General features: G+C 63.4%; 24 protein-coding genes. All 24 read left to right on the plus strand.

Annotation, left to right across the window (positions count from 1 at the left end; all coding sequences use genetic code 11):
• Positions 1-10 precede the first annotated feature (10 nt).
• Positions 11-298 carry a hypothetical protein gene (locus tag BLJ79_RS04100; protein WP_071213415.1) on the plus strand — a complete coding sequence of 96 codons (288 nt, stop codon included), beginning with the start codon at positions 11-13 and terminating at the stop codon, positions 296-298.
• Positions 295-480 (plus strand): helix-turn-helix domain-containing protein, encoded by a 186-nt coding sequence (locus BLJ79_RS04105; protein ID WP_071213416.1) that lies wholly within the window; start codon positions 295-297, stop codon positions 478-480. The genes BLJ79_RS04100 and BLJ79_RS04105 overlap by 4 nt, the downstream gene beginning before the upstream one ends.
• 72 nt (positions 481-552) lie before the next feature.
• The gene (locus tag BLJ79_RS04110) at positions 553-927 is read left to right on the plus strand and encodes a hypothetical protein (protein ID WP_139194706.1); all 375 of its coding nucleotides are present in this window, start codon (positions 553-555) and stop codon (positions 925-927) included.
• On the plus strand, positions 924-1,046 hold the full coding sequence (locus tag BLJ79_RS23670) for a hypothetical protein (RefSeq protein WP_286135257.1): 123 nt from the start codon (positions 924-926) through the stop codon (positions 1,044-1,046). The genes BLJ79_RS04110 and BLJ79_RS23670 overlap by 4 nt, the downstream gene beginning before the upstream one ends.
• Before the next feature lie 98 nt (positions 1,047-1,144).
• Positions 1,145-2,002, plus strand: coding sequence for a hypothetical protein (locus tag BLJ79_RS04115; protein ID WP_071213418.1), 858 nt, complete (start codon positions 1,145-1,147; stop codon positions 2,000-2,002).
• Positions 1,999-2,244, plus strand: coding sequence for a hypothetical protein (locus BLJ79_RS04120; protein ID WP_071213419.1), 246 nt, complete (start codon positions 1,999-2,001; stop codon positions 2,242-2,244). The genes BLJ79_RS04115 and BLJ79_RS04120 overlap by 4 nt, the downstream gene beginning before the upstream one ends.
• On the plus strand, positions 2,241-3,164 hold the full coding sequence (locus BLJ79_RS04125; protein WP_071213420.1) for a hypothetical protein: 924 nt from the start codon (positions 2,241-2,243) through the stop codon (positions 3,162-3,164). Before BLJ79_RS04120 ends, BLJ79_RS04125 begins: the two co-directional genes overlap by 4 nt.
• A 30-nt stretch (positions 3,165-3,194) precedes the next feature.
• Entirely contained in the window at positions 3,195-4,418 is a 1,224-nt protein-coding gene (locus BLJ79_RS04130) for a hypothetical protein (RefSeq protein WP_071213421.1), read from the plus strand.
• Between the two features lie 2 nt (positions 4,419-4,420).
• Positions 4,421-4,960 carry a single-stranded DNA-binding protein gene (locus BLJ79_RS04135; protein ID WP_071213422.1) on the plus strand — a complete coding sequence of 180 codons (540 nt, stop codon included), beginning with the start codon at positions 4,421-4,423 and terminating at the stop codon, positions 4,958-4,960.
• Positions 4,961-5,075: 115 nt separating this feature from the next.
• Positions 5,076-5,573, plus strand: a complete 498-nt coding sequence (locus tag BLJ79_RS04140; protein WP_071213423.1) for a hypothetical protein — start codon at positions 5,076-5,078, stop codon at positions 5,571-5,573.
• 157 nt (positions 5,574-5,730) lie between these two features.
• The gene (locus tag BLJ79_RS04145; protein ID WP_071213424.1) at positions 5,731-5,976 is read left to right on the plus strand and encodes a hypothetical protein; all 246 of its coding nucleotides are present in this window, start codon (positions 5,731-5,733) and stop codon (positions 5,974-5,976) included.
• Positions 5,977-6,005: 29 nt separating this feature from the next.
• The gene (locus BLJ79_RS04150) at positions 6,006-6,563 is read left to right on the plus strand and encodes a hypothetical protein (protein ID WP_071213425.1); all 558 of its coding nucleotides are present in this window, start codon (positions 6,006-6,008) and stop codon (positions 6,561-6,563) included.
• A gap of 1,198 nt (positions 6,564-7,761) precedes the next feature.
• A complete protein-coding gene (locus tag BLJ79_RS04160; RefSeq protein ID WP_139194707.1) occupies positions 7,762-8,004 on the plus strand; it encodes a hypothetical protein in 243 nt (80 codons plus the stop codon).
• Positions 8,005-8,006: 2 nt separating this feature from the next.
• Entirely contained in the window at positions 8,007-8,210 is a 204-nt protein-coding gene (locus BLJ79_RS04165; RefSeq protein WP_071213428.1) for a hypothetical protein, read from the plus strand.
• Entirely contained in the window at positions 8,210-8,749 is a 540-nt protein-coding gene (locus BLJ79_RS04170; RefSeq protein ID WP_071213429.1) for a hypothetical protein, read from the plus strand. The genes BLJ79_RS04165 and BLJ79_RS04170 overlap by 1 nt, the downstream gene beginning before the upstream one ends.
• A 774-nt stretch (positions 8,750-9,523) precedes the next feature.
• Complete coding sequence (locus tag BLJ79_RS04175) at positions 9,524-9,871, plus strand: VRR-NUC domain-containing protein (protein ID WP_286135258.1); 348 nt, start codon at positions 9,524-9,526, stop codon at positions 9,869-9,871.
• An 82-nt stretch (positions 9,872-9,953) separates the two neighbouring features.
• The gene (locus BLJ79_RS04180) at positions 9,954-10,310 is read left to right on the plus strand and encodes a hypothetical protein (RefSeq protein WP_071213430.1); all 357 of its coding nucleotides are present in this window, start codon (positions 9,954-9,956) and stop codon (positions 10,308-10,310) included.
• A gap of 211 nt (positions 10,311-10,521) precedes the next feature.
• Positions 10,522-10,674 carry a hypothetical protein gene (locus tag BLJ79_RS23260; protein WP_175475383.1) on the plus strand — a complete coding sequence of 51 codons (153 nt, stop codon included), beginning with the start codon at positions 10,522-10,524 and terminating at the stop codon, positions 10,672-10,674.
• Positions 10,671-10,883 carry a hypothetical protein gene (locus tag BLJ79_RS04185; protein WP_071213431.1) on the plus strand — a complete coding sequence of 71 codons (213 nt, stop codon included), beginning with the start codon at positions 10,671-10,673 and terminating at the stop codon, positions 10,881-10,883. Before BLJ79_RS23260 ends, BLJ79_RS04185 begins: the two co-directional genes overlap by 4 nt.
• The gene (locus BLJ79_RS04190; RefSeq protein WP_071213432.1) at positions 10,880-11,257 is read left to right on the plus strand and encodes a hypothetical protein; all 378 of its coding nucleotides are present in this window, start codon (positions 10,880-10,882) and stop codon (positions 11,255-11,257) included. Before BLJ79_RS04185 ends, BLJ79_RS04190 begins: the two co-directional genes overlap by 4 nt.
• A 170-nt stretch (positions 11,258-11,427) precedes the next feature.
• Complete coding sequence (locus BLJ79_RS04195; RefSeq protein ID WP_139194708.1) at positions 11,428-11,871, plus strand: hypothetical protein; 444 nt, start codon at positions 11,428-11,430, stop codon at positions 11,869-11,871.
• Positions 11,868-12,485: an ead/Ea22-like family protein gene (locus BLJ79_RS04200; RefSeq protein WP_139194709.1), complete on the plus strand. Its 618-nt coding sequence runs from the start codon at positions 11,868-11,870 to the stop codon at positions 12,483-12,485. Before BLJ79_RS04195 ends, BLJ79_RS04200 begins: the two co-directional genes overlap by 4 nt.
• Before the next feature lie 127 nt (positions 12,486-12,612).
• Positions 12,613-12,933, plus strand: a complete 321-nt coding sequence (locus BLJ79_RS04205; RefSeq protein WP_139194710.1) for a hypothetical protein — start codon at positions 12,613-12,615, stop codon at positions 12,931-12,933.
• Positions 12,926-13,192 carry a hypothetical protein gene (locus tag BLJ79_RS04210; RefSeq protein ID WP_071213436.1) on the plus strand — a complete coding sequence of 89 codons (267 nt, stop codon included), beginning with the start codon at positions 12,926-12,928 and terminating at the stop codon, positions 13,190-13,192. The genes BLJ79_RS04205 and BLJ79_RS04210 overlap by 8 nt, the downstream gene beginning before the upstream one ends.
• Positions 13,193-13,209 lie beyond the last annotated feature (17 nt).

Consider the following 13,209-nt stretch of genomic DNA (forward strand, 5'->3'; position numbering starts at 1 on the left):
ACACGCCGACATGGCTACACCAATCGCACTTGAAGACACCACGTGGACGCAGGACGCCACGGACCTGATTGAACGTTGGGCCGCGGAGGGCCGTCGCTTCACCGCGGACACTCTCCGGGAAGCCATGCGGCCAGCACCGAGGCAGGGCATGGAGGGCGGCGTGTTCATCGCCGCGGCCAAGCGCCGGCTGATCGAGAAGGTCGCTGACAACACGTCCCGCACGAAGTCCCGGAATGGCGGTCACCAGTACACATGGGTGGGCGTGCCGGAGCGTCACCTGCAGGCGGTGGCGGCGTGAGTAAGAAGGTGTTGAGCGTGAAGGAAGCTGCCGAGGAACTCGACATGCATCCGGACACTGTCTACACGCTGTTGCGGCGCGGGGATCTGGCTGGGTCGAAGATGCCGGGGCTTCGGGGGTCGTGGAAGATCCGGGCTTCGGCCATTGATCAGTTCCTGAATCGGCACGCGTACAGCGCATAAAAAATTGGGCCCGCACTCCCTTGAGAAGCGTGCAGGCCCAACCGAAATCAATTTCTGAAAGTGAGTATACCAATGAACGTTTTAGAGAATCCTGTCTACATGGCGGCGGCGGTGACCCTGACCAGTGAGGTCCGCGCTTACTACGCAGAGCACGGCTTCCTCTCGGAGGGTGATTGCTGGGGCCGATTGGTCCGGCAGTTGTCCGCGGCACTGCAGGTGGAGGTCCGCGAGGCCGACCTTGAAGAACTGCTCGCCGAAATCGAGGGCAAGGCCGCTTGTGAGGATGACCGGGCGGAACTCGGCTGGCGTGTGGGCGACCCCGAGTACGCCCCGGCGAAGGCCGACTACCTGGCTGGCTGCGAGGACTTGATCAGCGAGAAGTGCCGGCAGATCCTTTGGTCCCGGTTCGTGCCCGCTCCCATGCCAGCTTTGGCGGTGGCGGCATGAGCGGGCTGGTTTTGACCCAGCGTGGCCGGGACGTCCTGTTCGTCCTGCAGGCGCTCGGCGGAACCTTGGGCGTGTACCTCGGCATCCTGGCCATCACCACCCTGTGCGGTGCGCTGTGACGTGCCGGTGCCCGTCCGGGGACTGCCCCGGGTGGGAACGGAAAGCCGGACTCGACCCCATCAACGACCAGTGCCCCATCCACGGAGAGGAAGCCACCATGACCGCCAAGCCGAAGCCCGCCGGGCTCGTATTCAACGCAGGAAACCACACCTACCGCCTCGACTCCAAGCCCGTCCGCGGCGTCACAGGCCTCATCGGCGCCGGGATCCCCAAGGACAACCTGATCCCATGGGCTGCCGAAGTCGCCGGAACCTGGGCGATGGACCACCTCGACGAACTGCGCACCATGGACCGGGCCAACGCGATCCAGACCATGCGCATGGCATGGCGGAAAGTTCGCGACGACGCCGGGATCACCGGCACCGCCGTTCACGGGCTGGCCGAGCAGCTGGCCACCACCGGCGAAGTCGAAGCCCCCGACGAGCTGGCCGGCTACATCGAGGGATTCGCTGACTTCCTCGAGGCGTGGCAGATCACCCCGGTACTCACGGAACGCCCGTGCGGCAACCGGACAGATCACTTCGGCGGCACGTTCGACATGCTGGCCACCTCTCCCCTACTGCTCACCCCGGAGCAGCTGGCCGACGGCTGGGTCGTTCAGGTCGACCTCAAGACATCCAAGGGCGTCTACGGGGAAACCGCGCTACAGACCGCGGCCTACTCGAAGGCCGAGTTCTACGTCGACACCGCCGGGAACGAGCAGCCCATGCTAAAGGTCGCCAAGACCTACGTCGCACACGTCACCCCGATGGATCGGGAAGGCGTGAACGCAAGGTACGGGGACAAGCCGTTGGGCACCACCCTCTACCCACTGGCCGGATCCCCCGAAGAAATCAATGAGCACTACTCGTGGTTCTTGGCCGCAGCATTCACCGCGAAGACCGCCAAGCTCCGCGACAAGCTCGCCCGCGAACCGCTCGCCCCGCCGGTGAGTCAGCTGGACGTGGCCGCGTGAGCGTCTACAGCTACTTCGACCCGATCCGCCGCGAATCCCTGCACCTCTTCTACGAGGATCAGATGATCGCGCTAGACACCGACAGGGAACGCGACGCGCATCTGTTCAACGGCCACGAGGTACTGCTCCCCCTCGATGCCGTGGACGACCTCATCAATCACCTGACCATCATGCGCGCCGACATCATCAGCCGCTACGGCGCACCATACAAAGCACTCACCGCAAAGGAACCCACCTCATGACCGAACTGGCCACCAACCCCAGCGCATTCACCCCAGCAGTACAGCACGCGAACATCGAGCAGGTCACCACCGACGCCACGATGTCCCTCGAAGCTTGGGCATCCGAACTGGCCCACGCCTACACAATCGCCAACACCATCTGCAACACCATGTTCACCCCGCAGCACTTCCGCGGGAAGCCAGAGGAAGCCGCCGCAGCCATCCTCTACGGCTTCACCCTTGGCATGGCCCCCATGGTGTCCCTCAAGACGATCTACGTCGTGCACGGCACCCCTGCCCTGTACGCACAGCAGATGTACGCCATCGCACTGTCCAAGGGGCACGAGATTGAGCGGGTCTACGCCGACAACGAGCGCGTCGAATTCCGGGCCCGCCGCCGCGGCCAGTCCGGCTGGCAGAAGATCGAATGGACCATCGAACGTGCACGCCAGGCCAAGTACACGGCCAACGGCAAGTACCAAGAGAACCCCATCGGCATGCTGACGGAGAAGTGCAAGGCGGAAGCCGCGAAACTCGTGGCCCCGGACGCGCTGGCTGGCATGAACAGCATCGAGGAAATCGAGTTGGGCGACTACGACCCGGCACCATTCGTGCAGGTCGAACCGACCGCCGCCAAGACCGCAACCCGGAAGATCAGCCGCCCACGCAAGAACGCTGCACCGGAACCGGCCGCGCCGCAGGTCATCCACGACGCACCCGTCGAAGCAGATCCCGATCCCGAGGAAACCGCGGACCCGGACACCGGCCTCATTGAGGACGAAGGCACCCCCGCGGTCCTCGAGGTCAACTACTTCGACGAAATCCAGACCTTGGCCGGGGACAAGGACGCGCTCCGCACCCTGTGGAAGCAGGCCAGCACCGCCGGCGAACCTGCTGACGTCCTCGAAGCCATCGCCACCGCGGCCACCGCCGCATCCTAACCAACCCATCACCATAGGAGTCTGACCATCATGGCAAAAACCACCGAAGCAACATTCACCGACTTCCAGCGCCTCGAATACGTGCAGATCGCACCCCGCGGCGCACTGGTCGCCATCAGCGGACGCAACGCCCAAGGCAAGTCCAGCGTCCTCGACGGCCTCGAAGCGACGATCATCGGGCACAACAAGCGCGACGTGCCTCGCCCCGTCAACGAGGGCAAGAAGACTGCAGAAGTTGTCAACGTCCTCGACAACGGCATGACGCTGATCCGCAAGTACAAGGCCGACGGCTCATCCTCCCTGACCGGCAAGGCGTCCGACGGCGGAAAGATCCCGCAGGCCACGCTGAACGGGATGCTTGGCGCCCTGGGCATGGATGCTGGTGCGTTCTCGTTGCTGGACGATAAGAAGCAGTTGGCCGTGGTCCTCGACCTGGTCGACCTACCGTTCGAACCCGCGGCCCTGGCCGCCACGCAGAAGGACGTTTTCGAACAGCGGACATTCATCAACCGCAAGGCCAAGGAACTCGAAGCCCAGGTAGCCCGGTATGGGGAACTCCCCGCGGCACCGGCGGCCGAAGTTTCAGTGGTGGAGCTGGCCGAAGAAATCCGGGCGGCCGAGAACCTGGCGCGGACGCAGTCCGATGATCGTCAGGAGCTGGCTCGAGCCAACGCGGAGATCGAACGGATCAACACCGAAATCGCCCGGTTGACCAAGTTGCGGGAAGCGGCCGAAGTCGATCATGATCACGCCAACGACCGCATCGACAATCACGCCGAGCTCCCTGACGTTGAGGCACTGCGCCAGCGCATGGCCACCGCCGAGGAAACGAACCGGGCAGTCCGTACCGCCAAGGAAAAGGCGAACCTCGCCTTCCAGCTCGAGGCCACGCAGGAACAGGCCGACGACCTCACCAAGCAGCTCGAGGCACTCGATAAGCAGAAGGCCGACGGGCTGGCCGCCGCGAACTTCCCCGTGGACAACATGACGTTCGACGAGGAAGGTGTCCTGCTCAACGGCCGCCCGTTCCGCAAGGCATCCACCCGCGAACAGACCATCGCATCCGCCAAGATGATCATCGCATCGGATCCGGAACTGCGCGTCATGATCGTCCGCAACGGCAACGACTTGGACTCCGACGGACTCGCCGAACTCGAAGCACTCGGCGACGCGAACGACTTCCAAATCTGGGCTGAATTCGTGGATGAGTCCGGCGAATTCGGTTGGACCATCGAAGACGGAAAGGTGGCCTAATCATGGCCGGCGAAACCATCATCACCGTCATCGGCAATCTGACGTCTGACCCGGAATTGCGTTTTACCCCGTCGGGCAGCGCGGTCGCGAACTTCACCATCGCATCGACCCCGCGGAACTTCGACAAGCAGACGAACGAATGGAAGGACGGCGACACGCTGTTCCTCCGCTGCTCGGTCTGGCGTGAAGCAGCGGAGAACGTAGCCGAATCCCTGACGAAGGGCATGCGAGTCATCGCCCAGGGCGCACTCAAGCAGCGGTCCTACGAAACCAAGGAAGGCGAAAAGCGCAGCGTCACCGAGCTCGAGGTCTTGGAGATTGGCCCGTCGCTCAAGAGCGCCTCAGCGAAGGTGACGCGCACGGCCCGCGGCAACGGGGAAGGCGCGGCGAACCGCGGCGGCGGGTTCGGGGGTACGGCCACCAACGGCTCGTGGACGCCGGACGCCGGTGGCAACGCCGGAGCGTGGGGCGCACCCGCGACCAGCACCGCGGGCGGATGGGGAACCGGCGCACCAGCCGGCAGCCAAGAGCCTCCGTTCTGACCAACTCCAAATGAACTCCCAATAGGAGTTTGAACTTGGAGTTCCCCAATCCCCCGGGGCGTGCCCGGCCCGATCTGGGCACGCCCCATTCCTTTACCCAAAAACAGGAGAAGACATGAGCACGGTAAGCATCAATGTAGAAATCGACGGGCAGCAGCACGACATCAGCGAGTGCTCTTGGTACTTCATTAGCCCATGCGGCTGCACCAGCGGAGTGATGACCACCAAGGACTATGACACGGGCGGCTGGCTCACCACCGAGGACCAGGCAATGGCCTCGTGGACCCCGAAGCGATCGGTTCGCGAGCAGGACAAAGAGCGCGGCGAACGCCTTGAGTTGGGCCTGCGCGAAGACGTCGTGGAGCGCCTGGAGGGAGAGTGCCAACACACCCCGAAGTGGGGCGCGCCGGTCATTCCCGATGGAACCGAGTGGGGCAGCGCAACGGGGCTGCGGACGATTCACGTCGTGGAAGAACTCAAGGATGGCGAAGAACGTAGCGCGTGGCGCGCACCCATTTGCGGCGCAGCGGAGAACTACTTCGAGATAAGCCGTTCCACGCGGGGCGACAAGCCGATGTGCAAGAAGTGCCTCGCGATCGGCGCAGCGGCATGAGCAAGTGCAAGCGGTCCTGCTGCTGGACCCCCTATAACTGCGCCAAGCAAGAGAACTGCAGCTGCCATCAGGAATCCATCCGGGATGCGGAACGCCAGCATCGCGCCGAGGTCTTCGACATCCTCCGCGGCACCACACTGGCCCGGGTGAAGTCATCATGACCATGTTCCAGGCGGTCTGGCCGATCACCGATTCCACGCTCCCGTTCGCTGACCTCGTGTTCGAAGCCGAGCAGGACCTCCCCGCGGTGGCCACCCGGCACGGGGCGACGATCACCGGGCCCGCGGCGTTCCGGGTCGTTGACGGCCGCACACAGCCCGGCTCCCAAGGCGCACACCTATGCGTCGTCGCCACCGCCCCGGCCATCGCCCGAAACCGAAACTACGGATGGATAGCAGCATGAGCAACCGATGGAGGGCGCTAGGAGCGCATATGGCCTACCGAAACAGCGAACTACCCAAAGTTGGCGACGTGATCGCTCATGACTTCGCCGCGTGGACAATCACCGAGATATGGCCCAAGGACGACAAGAGCATCTACCGCGTGAAGCTCGCGCTGGCCTACGGAATGCATGAGACCAGGGAGGGGACGATTAGGCTCAGCCGGTACCAATTTCGGGCCCTGGAAATCTACCCAGTCGGGCGCGTCCCGCTGTGCTCGTGCTGCGGACATCCGGCACCATGCCGCATTTCCGAAGCCGAACGCGTGTCCAGTGAGGTAATGGAAGTCACGGAGAAGCGCATGGCCCGTGCCGGCATCCCTGGCATCTGCTACGCGTGCGGTGAGGTCATCAGCAATCGGCAAGGATCAATCACCTACCCGGCAGACGAAGGCAACGTCCAACTGCCAGGCTACCCATCGCCCCGGTTCCACACCCGTCGAGAATGCGCCGATGCACGGTATGCCTACGCAGGGGACCGGGCCAAGGCCATGCCAGACCATCTGGCGTTCGATGACATCTACGCCACAGAGGAGCGGAGGTCGCTATGACCACGGGGACCCGGGATAAGACCCGCGTGTGTGGCCGTTGCGGTATCCGGCATATTCCGAACGAACGAACCCCAGGCAAGGACTTCTGTCTCGACTGCCGACCTGATGCAGCCGCCTTCGGCTGGTACTACCAACCCTCCTACGGAGAACTAACAAAGGAAACGAAATGAACTGCGGAACGAAAGTTGGCTACGGCCAGCACAAGGCCAAGAACGAACCCGCATGCTTCTGGTGCAAGGAATGGTTCCGGAAAGATCAGGCCGGAACACCAGAGAAGCCCGCCCCCGTCCGGACCAAGGCCCAGGTCGCCAAGTGCGGCACCGTCAGCGGGTACAACAGGCACCGCAAGAACGGGGAAGCAGCGTGTGCCCCATGCCGCGAAGCGGCGAATGAATCCAGTCGGATCCGGAAAGCCAAGGCACGGGGAGAGCGCGCACCCCGCGCCGCCAACCATGGAACGACAGCCGGATACCAGGCACACAAACGACGGGATGAGGAGCCCTGCGAACCGTGCTTGGAAGCCCTGCGCGAGAAGAGCAGGAAGGCCCGAGCGGACGCACCAAGGAAGGTGCGCACCCTGCTGCCATGCGGGACCTCTGCAGCGTACCTACGCCACCTCCGTGACAACGAAGAAGCCTGCCCACCATGCAAGGAAGCGCAACGACTCGACAGCATCGCGAAGCGTGCCCGGAAGACCGAACGTGAAGGCGGTCCGCGGCCTCATGCTGGCCGGAAACCGATCAACCACGGGACGACGGCCGGGAGGGCGCAGCACATACGCCGCGGTGAAATACCATGCGACCCATGCCGGATCGCTTTCAACGAGTACAACCGCCAGTACGGCGCCAGCCGAAGGAAAGCAGCATGAGCGCACAACCGTACCGCCGCGCCCCGCTCCGGTCCCCCCGGCCAGTGTGCCCGGACCCGTACTGCGGGAAGCTGATCGCACCCACCAAGGCTGATGCGAAGCGCCTCCACAAGGAAGTGCAACAGGACAACGGTGACCGCTCCCCCGTGAGGTATTACGAGCACGCGGGCGGTTGGCATTGGACTAGGGATGTCGAAGGCAAGAGCAAGCCGACAGGGCTGTAACCTGGTGGGCGCAGCAACAAGACTGCGCCCACGGCACCTAGTCGGATCAGGCAAATTGACAACTTCAAGTAGTAGAATTGGGATAGGACAGAAAAGGATGACCATCATGAGCGCAAACTACGAATACCGGCCGGGACCCGCACGCAACAAATACGGGGCACTCGCCAAACACCTCCAAGAAAACCCCGGCGTCTGGGCCCTCGTCCGCACCGCCGAAACCGAGCCCGGAGCATGGGCCGCAGCCCACCAAATCAAAACCGGACGCCGCGCAGCATTTCGCCCCGCCGGCCACTACGACGCATACACCCAAGGCCGCGACATCATGGCCCGCTACACCGGAGGAAATTAACCATGGAATGGACAGACGACTTCATCGCCGGATACAACTGGGCCGTCATCAACCTCGAGTCCGCCAGTGAACCGACCCCGGACAACGACCGGAAGATCCGCAAGGCATTCGGCGCATTGATCGACTTCGCCGACAGCAAGCACCCCGAGGCCGGGAAGATTCGCGAGCTCATCATCAACGCCTGGTTCGATGAAGGTGACCACTAGTGGCCCGCAAGTTCGCCCAGATCCTCGTGACCATCTGGGACGACGACGACTTCCTCGACCTAGCCGTACACGAACAGTGGCTCTACCAGCACCTCATCACCCAGGCCGACCTGTCTTATGCCGGCGTCATGGACTGGCGGCCGAAGAAGATCACGCAGAAGGCCGCAGACATCACCCTCGAAGACATCGAGCTCGCCGCCAAGGTGCTCATGGCCAAGAGCTACATCATCATCGACGACGGCACCGAGGAAATCCTGGTGCGCAGCTTCATGCGCAGTGACGGGCTGCTCAAACAGAAGAACATGGGCGCCGCGGTGGCCAAGGCGTACACCTCCACCGGCTCACGAGAGCTCAAGGGAATCATCGTTCACGAGCTGCACAGGCTGCACACGGAGAACCCATCATGGGGCTCATGGGAAGCCCTCGCCGAAGTCATGCAGAAACGTGCCGTTGACCCATCCGGAAAGGCATCGGTAAACCCATCGCCGAACCCATCCACAAACCCATTGAACAGCCCATCCGATGACCCACCGTTCTAGCCATACATTCGGGAAGGGGAACCCATCGGCCAAGGGATGCCGCACACCTTAACACCTCTCACCTAGACACCATTCACCATTCACCGCGGCGGTCTTCTAAGAACTTAACTCACCAGCAGGAACCGAAAAAGCGCAGCGGCGACCAACGCAGGCCAAGCCCAGAGCAACGTTCGCCGCAAACAAATTTCTATCGAGGATGATTATGAAACTCACCGACCAGCAAGGCCAGCGGCTCACAACGATGATGCTGGCCATGCGCCCCGACTGGACTCCCAACAAGCCCGGCATCGTCCTGGCCAAAGCCAATGACACCGAAGGGTTCCCCGCAGCAGACTTCAATCACTGCATCCGAGCCCTCGCCGCATACGCCACCGAGACAGCCCCGGATGGATCGTTCGTGAAGCGCACCCCTAACGTCTACCCGCAGCACGGCCGCCACTGGACCACCACCGCCCCCGACGGCCACGACGCACCACCAGCCCGACCCTGCGGAGACCACGACACCGAACCCGCCCACAACTGCCGCTCATGCAAAGCCGACGTCCTCGCCGGCGACAGGGCCGAAAATATGATCGGGAAACGCACCACACCTACGGTGACCCCGGGACGTAGTCCCCGACCAAACCGGACAAGACGCGACCCAGCATTGGCAACCCCGGGGCATCTACCCGCAGGAGGCGATTTGCCGGACTCAAATGAACGTGGACGAGCAATCCCCCACCCAGCCCCCACCGGGCAGCCCAGCACCCCAAAGAATCAGAATGGAGCCACATCGTGACCCGAGAGCCGACCACCATTGCACGAACCATGCCGCCGATGACGGAGCGGAACCTGCAGTCCGCGGTGCTCAAGCTGGCCGGGTTCCACGGTTACGAGGTGCGGTACCACACCAAGGACTCGAGGGGCTCGCAGGCGGGATTCCCTGACCTAGTGCTGGCATCGGCTAAGCGGGGCCGGCTGCTGTTTCGGGAGCTCAAGACGGATGCTGGGCGGATGCGGCCGGAGCAGAAGGTGGTCCTCGAGGTGTTGGGCGCATGTGGCCAGGATGTGGGTGTGTGGCGGCCGGCTGATTTGTTGAGCGGTCGGATTGTGGCGGAGTTGCGAGGCGTCTCGTTGAAGTAGTTGCACTGCCTACTTGAAGTAGGTAGAGTGATGAGTGTCGATAGAAACCGCCCCGAATGTGGGGCCACCTTGGGAGGAAACCATGACCACTGATCCACGCATCGAAGCCGCAGCCATTGCGCTGTACGGCGACGTGAACAAGTCCCACGCCAACGAGAAGGGCTGGGACGAAGTTCTGCCCCGCTGGCAGGAGAGCTACCGAGGCAACGCCCGTGTGGCCCTCGCCGCCGCGGACAAGGCCGCAACCATCACCGCGGACGACTTGAAGCACGACGAGAACTTCGATCCGATGAAGCAATTCCCCATGGGCACCATCGTGGAATCCAAGGACGGGTCCGTCTGGTACTGGTCCGAAGACGACGAATGGGAAACCTTGAACCTGCCCGGCAGCAAGTCCCTACGTGGCCCCGCCCGCGTCATCCACTGGGGCCAAGCATGAGCGCCCTTGAGTGCCCCAAGTGCGGGACGCCACTAGTCGAACGAGCAGCCTCCGGGCAGACCCCCGAACAGCGGTTCTGCGGCACGTGGTTCGACCATGCACCAGTCCCGGTGGCCGCATGCATGAATACCGGATACACGGTACTCGAACCATCATCCGCGCTACTCGCGCAGCATCAATCGATGAGCACCCTATTCACGGAGGTCACGCCATGAGCGCCCTGACATTCACGTGCCAGGAGTGCGGCACCACCGGCACCAACCGCGACGACTTCAAGAAGATCGGCGTGCAAACCGGCGCGCTGCGGTTCGCCTACATCCTCTGCAACGACCACGCCAAGAAGCACGAAGGAGCCACCAAGTGACCCGCATCCCGCCCGCACTCGCCACGGAACGCCTCGAAGCGGCTGTGCACGCCGCCCGCCGTACCATCCGCCGTGCCGCACTCGCCGTCGACACCGCAGTGTTCACCCCCGGCGCTGACTGGCAAGCCCGCATTGAGGACGTCGTCCGCGCCGGCACCGTGTTGGAACAGGCCGAGGCCGAGCTGGCAGTGGCGGAGGTCGCAGCGTGAGCGGGTACTGGCTGGGCGTCCTGACCATCCCGTTGGGCGTCGCGCTGGCTTACCTGGTCGTGCTGGCACTAGCTGGCATCAGGTGGGCGGCGGGCAAGGCATTCGGTGTTCTGCTCCGCAGGTACCCGCCGATCCGCGACGGGGAGGACATGGGCCTCGACTTCCCCGTTCGGTCCGCCACCGGCTTCGGTCACCGGTCAACGTTCGCGGCAATGGCCCTATCCAATCCGAGAATGGTCCTCTTCGAGCCCATCGATGGGCTCGGGATCTTCATCATGGCGGGCAGGCCGAAAACCCACACCAAGCAGACCCGCCGCGCCAAGCAGGCTATCGAGCGCGCCTACGACGACCTCCTGAAAGCCGACGACCAGTGACCGCGTTCAGGCCCGGCGACCGGGTCCACATGTGGCAGAACGCGTGGCTCGCCCACACCACCGGCACCGTCCAAGGAACTGCCGCCGATGGCCGCATCAAGGTTCGCTGGGACGACGGTCCGACCATCACCCCGCACTACCCCCAACACCTCGAACCCGCAGGAGAACCCATGAGCACGTTCAAGAGCATCTACCAGAAAGACCTGGCCGTCGAAAAGTTCGGCACCAGCCAGATCACGGTCACCCTGGGAGCCCCTGACGAAGAGCCAGCAGCCAAGTACATCTTTGACCGGGACATCGCCCCAGCCCTCGCCCTTGCGATTCTTGAGGCGGCAGGCGTGAAGTCGGCAGAGCCGATGCGATCCGACCGTGACTTCTTCGGCGGGGATGAGCTGGGCGCTGAGTATGCGGTCATGTGGCTGCGAAACCTCGCCAAGCACAACGAGGAAGCCGCCGACCGGGAAGAACTCGAAGGTGAAGCGCTGGTGATCATGAACGTCTATCGGCAGGCAGCCAGCCTGAAAAAGCGTGACTCTTTCAGCCAGATCGCTGACCCCGAGGCATGGCTTGAGGTTGCCAAGCACGCCCGCACCATGCACGGGGTGACGAAATGACCACCCCACCGCTTGACCTGCCCGCACTACGGGAGATTGCCAGCGCCGCGACACCCGGACCTTGGGAAGCCTACGACGCTAACGAGGGCATGGATCGCGCCTACTCGCCCATGTGGTGCGTCGCCAACGAAGAATTCCACAATCCGACTACTGGCGACGATGAAGACTGGATGGGCGTTGAAATCCATGTGGGCGACAAGGCCGACTCGGATCACATCGCCGCGTTCGACCCGCCAACCGTGCTGGCCCTACTCGACCGCGTGGAAGCCGCCGAGCTGTGGACCGTCGCCCACCCGTGCCAGGTGTCGCACGAGCAGCCCTACGACTTCAAATGGTGCGAGACCCACGACCGCACGTTCCCCCTCGACGGGGACTGCGACCACAAGGGCAAGTCGGCGCTCCAGTGGCAGGACGGCCGAGAGCAGGAGCAGCGTGCCCGCGCACTCCGGGCCGAGGCCCGCGCCGAAGCCGCCGAAGCGAAAGTGGCGGCGGTACGGGAAGCCCTCGAAGCCCACCCCAAGGCCTGCGACAGGCACACCGAAGATGACCCGATCAAATGCGGGTGGAAACGCGCAGTAGCCGACGTGACCCGCGCACTGGACGGTGGGGCATGAGCGCGGACGACCTGCCTTTCCGATGCTACCGCTGCGGGGCATTCGTAGGGCAACAGCGCGGCCATGAAGCCGACGACTTCTACCCAGCACCATGCAAGAACCACACCCCCGAAACGGAGACAACACCATGACCACCCTTGAAGCGCGGATCACGGAAGTAATCGAAGTCCACAAGGTAAGAGGGTGGACAAGCGACGGCACCCACCGAGAAATGCGCTGCCACCCGTGCGGGAAAACCATCGGCGGCGCATTCCCAACAATCGAAGCCCTGGAGAAGCACCACTTTGCCGAGGTGATTGCCGCGATGCTGGCCCCGGTGATCCGGGAACGGGAAGCCGAAGCGTGGGATAAGGGTGCAGGGGAAGCTTTGCACCACGTTGGGCTCACCTTCAACCGGCAATCGGAGCTACGCAACCACAACCCCTACCGCAGGAGCAACGATGAGTAACCCCACGCCGACCCTTGGCCATGTCCGAACGGCCTATATCTGCCACAAGGTGGACTGTCGCGACGCCCCGAGAACCGAGAGCATGGTGCAAGCCGAGTTCGACCGCGCTATTGCCAAGGTCCGCGCCGAAGCCAAGGCAGAAGCGTTACGGGAAGCCGCCGCCGCGTACGGGCCAGCTCAGATAAGCGGTTTCTTCCCCGGTCGGGATGGCTACACAAAAGCATGGCTCAACCATCGCGCCGACGAGGTTGCCTCATGACCGCTGTCGAGAAAGCC

The sequence above is a fragment of the Arthrobacter sp. UCD-GKA genome (assembly GCF_001863355.1).
GTDB lineage: Bacteria > Actinomycetota > Actinomycetes > Actinomycetales > Micrococcaceae > Paeniglutamicibacter.